The 5939-nt window shown below is 64.9% G+C and carries 7 protein-coding genes; 5 read left to right on the top strand and 2 right to left on the bottom strand.

Features of this window, described 5'->3' with window-relative positions; genetic code table 11:
• The first annotated feature begins 321 nt into the window (after positions 1 to 321).
• The gene (gene phaR / locus QGG75_16390; protein ID MDP6068813.1) at positions 322 to 942 is read left to right on the top strand and encodes a polyhydroxyalkanoate synthesis repressor PhaR; all 621 of its coding nucleotides are present in this window, start codon (positions 322 to 324) and stop codon (positions 940 to 942) included.
• A gap of 35 nt (positions 943 to 977) precedes the next feature.
• Here the strand turns inward: phaR and QGG75_16385 are convergent, their stop codons facing one another.
• The gene (locus QGG75_16385; protein ID MDP6068812.1) at positions 978 to 1253 is read right to left on the bottom strand and encodes a BolA family protein; all 276 of its coding nucleotides are present in this window, start codon (positions 1251 to 1253) and stop codon (positions 978 to 980) included.
• 329 nt (positions 1254 to 1582) lie between these two features.
• Between QGG75_16385 and QGG75_16380 the strand changes: the two genes are divergently transcribed.
• The 4 genes from QGG75_16380 to cobT all read left to right on the top strand — a co-directional run bounded on the left by QGG75_16380 (position 1583) and on the right by cobT (position 5805).
• Complete coding sequence (locus QGG75_16380) at positions 1583 to 2002, top strand: helix-turn-helix transcriptional regulator (GenBank protein MDP6068811.1); 420 nt, start codon at positions 1583 to 1585, stop codon at positions 2000 to 2002.
• A 257-nt stretch (positions 2003 to 2259) separates the two neighbouring features.
• Positions 2260 to 2832, top strand: a complete 573-nt coding sequence (locus QGG75_16375) for a DnaJ domain-containing protein (GenBank protein MDP6068810.1) — start codon at positions 2260 to 2262, stop codon at positions 2830 to 2832.
• A 68-nt stretch (positions 2833 to 2900) separates the two neighbouring features.
• Positions 2901 to 3905, top strand: a complete 1005-nt coding sequence (cobS, locus tag QGG75_16370; GenBank protein ID MDP6068809.1) for a cobaltochelatase subunit CobS — start codon at positions 2901 to 2903, stop codon at positions 3903 to 3905.
• Positions 3906 to 3936: 31 nt separating this feature from the next.
• Positions 3937 to 5805, top strand: a complete 1869-nt coding sequence (cobT, locus tag QGG75_16365; GenBank protein ID MDP6068808.1) for a cobaltochelatase subunit CobT — start codon at positions 3937 to 3939, stop codon at positions 5803 to 5805.
• 13 nt (positions 5806 to 5818) lie between these two features.
• Here the strand turns inward: cobT and QGG75_16360 are convergent.
• A partial coding sequence (locus QGG75_16360; protein ID MDP6068807.1) for an IS5/IS1182 family transposase occupies positions 5819 to 5939 on the bottom strand: 121 nt, incomplete at its 5' end.

Here is a 5939-nt window from a genome sequence, read left to right as displayed (position 1 = left end):
ACTCACGGCACAAGGCGCTGATGCTCTCGGCACCGTCAAGATAAGCCGACACGAAACACATCCTCTCATTCATTGCACAGGTCTCCGTCCAAGGCATCGGCAGCTCCTCCCTGCCGATAGTTTGAACTGTTACCCATGTCGCGAGTTAGGACCCCCGGCCACCCGCTCCCCCTGCCAACCACCCATCAATGGTACCCTATGGGTACTAGGCCGCTATTTTCGAAATATCGCGCTGCACAACGGCACTTGCGCGTTGCAGCAAAAGATGCCCATTATGTTGCACTGCGAACGCATTTTCGCGCTGCAAAACGGAAGCCGAACGTGGCCGAGAAAACCCCGGACGACGACCGCATCGTCATCAAGAAATACGCCAACCGGCGGCTCTACAACACCGCTACGTCAAGCTACGTGACCCTCGACCGGCTAAGCCAGATGGTCAAGGACGGCCAGGATTTCGTGGTCTTCGATGCCCGCACCGGCGACGACATCACGCGTTCGGTGCTGACCCAGATCATCTTCGAGGAGGAAAGCAGGGGCCCCAACCTGCTGCCCATCAACTTCCTGCGCCAATTGATCAGCTTCTACGGCGACAGCCTGCAGGGCGTGCTGCCGCAATACCTCGATCTCTCGATGGAATCCTTCAGCCACAACCAGGACAGCATGCGCGAGCAGATGGCCAAGGCCTTCGGCGGCAGTTTCCCCTTCGCCACTTTCGAGGATATGGGGCGCCAGAACATGGCCATGTTCCAGCAGGCCATGGAGCTCTTCAACCCCTTCCGCCAGGGTGATGGCGGTAGCGCTGACGCTGGCCAGGGCAAAGCCGCGGCGGCCGATCCAGCCAGCGGCGGCAGCGGCGGCAGCGACGACATCGACGACATCGACGACCTCAAGAAGAAGCTCGAATCGCTGCAATCCCAGTTTGACGAGTTGTCGCGCAAGTAGTTCTCGAAGCAGATTGGCCGGCGGCGGGAAACCCCTCAACCAGAGTCCTCGACCGGCGTCAGGGTGGTCAGCGCAAGGGCGTGCAGGCCGGCCGCCAGTTCCTCGGCCAAGACCTGGTAGACCAGGCGTTGGCGGGCGACGCGACCCATACCGCTGAAGCTTTGGGAAACCACGACGACGTCGAAGTGGCTTTCGCCGCCCGGCCGGGCTCCGGCGTGGCCGGCGTGGCGGGCCGAGCAGTCGATCACCTCCAGGCGTCGCGGCTTGAAGGCCGTCTCGAGCTTGTGCCTCATGATCTGGCCAACCGGCATCGCTGTGCTCCGGAGAATTTCTTGCCAAACACAAGGTGGGCGCCGAGCGGGGCCAGGTCAAGCATTGCTCTTTCGCGCCAGCCGGCAACAGCACTGCCGGGCCATACCGTAGCGGGAAGCTCGGCTATTTTTTTGCTCCCGACCCAAGGCCTGGAGCCTAAGTATTTGACTTACATTAATTTTTAATGCGACAAATTCTAACTTGCAATTAAATAATTCCTCATTTAGGGTCTTGGATAAATCGTCACCGGTGACCTGCCGTTGAACCCCACGGAGCCGCCTCTCCCAGATCCTGGGAGCCCAGCAATGGAAGCCTGGAAACTGGAAACATGACCATGGATGCTTTGGCCCAGAACAGCGAGATCCAAGCCCGCAAAGGCAACGGCAGCGGCCGCCGACTGACCACCCGCGAGGTCGACGCCCATGTCGGCGCCCGCGTCCGCGAACGCCGCGTGCTGTTGGGCCTGACCCAGCTCGAGTTGGCGGGGCTGATTGGCGTCACCTACCAGCAAGCGCACAAGTACGAACGCGGCATCAACCGTGTGTCGGCCGGCCGCCTCTACGACATCGCCCAGACCCTGCAGGTCAGCGTCGGCTTCTTTTTCGAAGGTCTGGAAGAGACCGACGAGCGGCCGGTGCCGCAGCGCCAACGCATGTGCCTCGAATTGGCCCGCAATTTTTCCCTGATCGCCAACGAGCGCCACCAGCAGGCACTGAGCTCGCTGGCTCGGGCGCTGGTCGAGAAATAGGCGGCTTCGACCAGCGGCAACAGACTCCCCGCGGCGGATGGCCCCAAATCACGTCCGCCGCTCCTCCCCAGCGGCCCGGGCTTGTCCCGGGCCGCTGTACTTTTTGTTCCTTGTGGCCCGGGCTTGTCCCGGGCCGCTGTACTTTTGGGGAGCGGGTGGCCGGGCGCCTCTTAATCAAAAAGCGGGAGCGGGTGGCCGGGATCAACCGCCAGATGGACCGCTTGCGCCCTACCGGCTGCCATTTCATAATCGAACCCATGTCGAGGATCAGCGTCAGGCAGAGATCGGCCGCCGAGGTGCGCCTTTGCGACCACCCCGATTGCGCCGCCGCTGGCGACTATCGGGCGCCGCGCTCGCCGCGCGATTTGGGGCATCACTTCTGGTTCTGCCTCGAACACGTGCGCGCCTACAACGCCTCTTGGAACTATTTCGAAGGCATGAGCCAAGACGAGATCGAGCGCTACCAGCAAAGTTCGGTGACCTGGCACCGGCCGACCTGGCGTTTTGGCGACGATCCCAGCCACTTCAAGGCGCCGATCTACGACGAGCTCGGCATCCTCGAGAGCCATGCCGCCGCCGGCCGGGCCCAGGGCCGGGCCGAGGATGACGAACGCCGCCCCGACGGCCGCTCCCTGGCGCCCGAGGAACGCCACGCCTTGGCGCTTTTGAACCTGGCTGCCGACACCACGCTGGACGACATCAAGGCGCGTTACAAATCGCTCGCCAAGAAGTATCATCCCGACGCCAACGGTGGTGATCGAGAGGCCGAGGACAGACTCAAAGAGGTCAATCAGGCCTACGCCCATCTGCTGACCTGCGGCTACTGTTGATTTGCGGTCCGCCGCGGACGATCGCCAAAACCACCTCACGACAACCCCCAAACAGGAAGTTTCGCTAGATGACCACGGTGGAGACCTTTGAAGACGCCGACACGCGCCCCACAGGAATGCCTGACATCAAGGTGTCGGTACGCCAGCTGTTCGGCCTCGACAGCGATTTCGAAGTGCCGGCGTTCTCGCAGGCCCACGAGCTGGTTCCCGATATCGACGAGGCCTATCAATTCGACCACGACACCACGCTGGCCATCCTGGCCGGCTTTGCCCACAACCGCCGAGTCATGATTCAGGGCTACCACGGCACCGGCAAGTCGACCCATGTCGAGCAGGTGGCGGCGCGGCTCAACTGGGCCTGCATCCGGATCAATCTGGACAGCCACATCAGCCGCATCGACCTGATTGGCAAGGATGCCATCGTCATCCGCGACAACCAGCAGATCACCGAGTTCCGCGAAGGCATGCTGCCCTGGGCGCTGCAATCCGCCACCGCCATCTGCTTCGACGAATACGACGCCGGCCGTCCCGACGTCATGTTCGTGATCCAGCGCGCCCTGGAGGCCGAGGGCAAGCTCACCCTCCTCGACCAGAACAGGATCATCCGCCCGCATCCCTCCTTTCGGCTGTTTTCCACCACCAACACCATCGGGCTGGGCGACACCACCGGCCTCTACCACGGCACCCAGCAGATCAACCAGGGCCAGATGGACCGTTGGAACATCGTCGCCACCCTCAACTACCTCGAGCACGAGGCCGAATGCGGCATCGTGCTGGCCAAGGTGCCCGAGTACGACAACGCCGAGGGCCGCAAGACCCTGGCCGCCATGGTCAACGTCGCCGACCTCACCCGGGCCGGTTTCGTCAACGGTGACATTTCCACCGTCATGTCGCCGCGCACGGTGATCCACTGGGCCGAGAACGCCAGCATCTTCGACGACATCGGCTTCGCCTTCCGCCTCACCTTCCTCAACAAGTGCGACGAGGTCGAGCGCGCCTCGGTGGCCGAATACTACCAGCGCTGCCTGGGCGAGGATCTGCCGGAATCGGCGGCCCAGGCGACTCTGACGTGACCCTGGGACATGACCCTGGCGTGAGCCTGACGTGAGCCAGCCCGAAAGCCCCGTCGAGCCCTTCAAGCGCGCCGTCGCCGCGGCCACCCGGGCCATCGCCGAAGAGGCCGAGCTCGAGGTCAGCTTTGGTGCCGAGGCGCCGGGGCTGGTGCAGGGCACGGCACGCTTGCCCCAGCCCTCACGCGAGCTGGAGGCCGGCGAGATCGACGAGATCCGCGGCATCGCGGACCAGCTGGCGCTGAAGCAGCGCCACCACGACCCCGAGATGCACGCCCGGCGGCTGCCCAGCGGCGGCGATGCCCGGGCCGTCTACGATTCGCTCGAGATTGCCCGCGTCGAGGCCATCGGCGCCAACCGCATGACCGGCGTCGCCCAGAACCTCGATGCCGCCCTCGAAAGCCATTGCCGCAGCCAGGGCTTCGCCCAGCTCAACGATCGCTCCGAGGCGCCGCTGGCCGAGGCCGTGCGCCTGATGCTGCGCCAGCGCCTGACCGGCCGTCAGGTGCCGTCCGCGGCCGGTCAACTGGTCGAGCTCTGGCAGCCGCTGATCGACGACAAGGCGGCCACCGATCTCGAGGCCCTGACCGCGGCGGCGGCCGACCAGGACGCCTTCAGCCAGGTCGCCAGGCGCATGATCGCCCACCTCGACCTGGCCGAGGAATGGGAGGGCGACGACAGCGACGAGGCGCCCGACGACCAGGACAGCGAGGACGACAGCGAGGGCGAGGACGTCGACGGCGAAGGCTCGTCGCCCGATGCCATGGCGGCCCAGGGCGACGAGATGAGCGAAGCCGAGGGCGACGTCGACGGCGAGGCCGACGGCACGCTGGGCGAGGAATACATGCCGGCCGGCGAGGGCGACGAGGAGCCCGGCCGCTCGCGCCAGCCCTGGTGGCCCGATGGCCCGCTCGGGAATGCCCCCGGCGAGCCCCCTTACCGGGCCTATTCGACGCTTTATGACGAGGTCGTCTACGCCCCCGAACTTTGCGAGCCCGAGGAGCTGGCGCGGCTGCGCAATCACCTCGACCAGCAGATCCAGCACCTGCACAACGTCGTCTCGCGGCTGGCCAACCGCCTTCAGCGCCGCCTGCTGGCCAAGCAGCAGCGCTCCTGGGCTTTCGACCTGGACGAAGGCATCCTGGATGCCGGCCGCCTGGCCCGGGTGGTGGTCAATCCGCTCAATCCGCTGAGCTACAAGCAGGAAAAGGAGACCGACTTCCGCGACACCGTGGTGACGCTGCTGATCGACAATTCGGGCTCCATGCGCGGCCGCCCCATCAGCGTCGCCGCCATGTGCGCCGACGTCCTGGCCCGCACGCTCGAGCGCTGCGCCGTGAGCGTCGAGATCCTGGGCTTCACCACCCGGGCCTGGAAGGGCGGCCAATCGCGCGAACGCTGGCTGACCGAGGGCAAGCTGCCCAACCCGGGCCGCCTCAACGATCTCCGCCACATCGTCTACAAAAGCGCCGACGAGCCCTGGCGCCGGGCCCGCAAGAACCTGGGTCTGATGTTGCGCGAAGGCCTCTTGAAGGAGAACATCGACGGCGAGGCGCTGCTGTGGTCGCACGCCCGGCTGCTGGCCCGGCCCGAGCAGCGGCGCATTCTGATGGTCATCTCCGACGGTGCGCCGGTCGACGATTCGACGCTTTCGGTCAATCCCGGCAACTATCTCGACCGGCACTTGCGCCAGGTCATCCAAATGATCGAGGCGCGCTCGCCGATCGAGCTGGTGGCCATCGGCATCGGCCACGACGTCACGCGCTACTACCGCCGCGCCGTAACCATCGTCGACGCCGAACAATTGGGCGGCGCCATGATGGACAAGCTGGCCGAGCTTTTCGACGACGATCCCCTGCTGCAGTCCCAAACCCAACGGGGCCGCCGCCGGCGGGTGCACTAGGGCCTGTTGACAATTAGCGCATGGCAATGATGGTGGCGGCGAGGTTCAAGTTTGCGGCGTAGCTGGTATCGGTCTTGTCGTAGCGGGTGGCGATGCCCCGGAATTCCTTGATCTTGGCAAAGTAGTTCTCAACC

The sequence above is a fragment of the Alphaproteobacteria bacterium genome (assembly GCA_030740435.1).
Classification (GTDB): Bacteria; Pseudomonadota; Alphaproteobacteria; order UBA2966; family UBA2966.
Note: the sequence above shows the minus strand (reverse complement) of the source record. Positions and strands in the feature narration are given on the sequence as shown.

Bases quoted from the DNA above. Each gene is read 5' to 3' on its own strand.
- QGG75_16380 (MDP6068811.1), top strand. From the start codon at position 1,583: ATGACCATGGATGCTTTGGCCCAGAACAGCGAGATCCAAGCCCGCAAA.
- QGG75_16375 (MDP6068810.1), top strand. From the start codon at position 2,260: ATGTCGAGGATCAGCGTCAGGCAGAGATCGGCCGCCGAGGTGCGCCTT.
- QGG75_16385 (MDP6068812.1), bottom strand. From the start codon at position 1,253: ATGCCGGTTGGCCAGATCATGAGGCACAAGCTCGAGACGGCCTTCAAG.
- cobS (MDP6068809.1), top strand. From the start codon at position 2,901: ATGACCACGGTGGAGACCTTTGAAGACGCCGACACGCGCCCCACAGGA.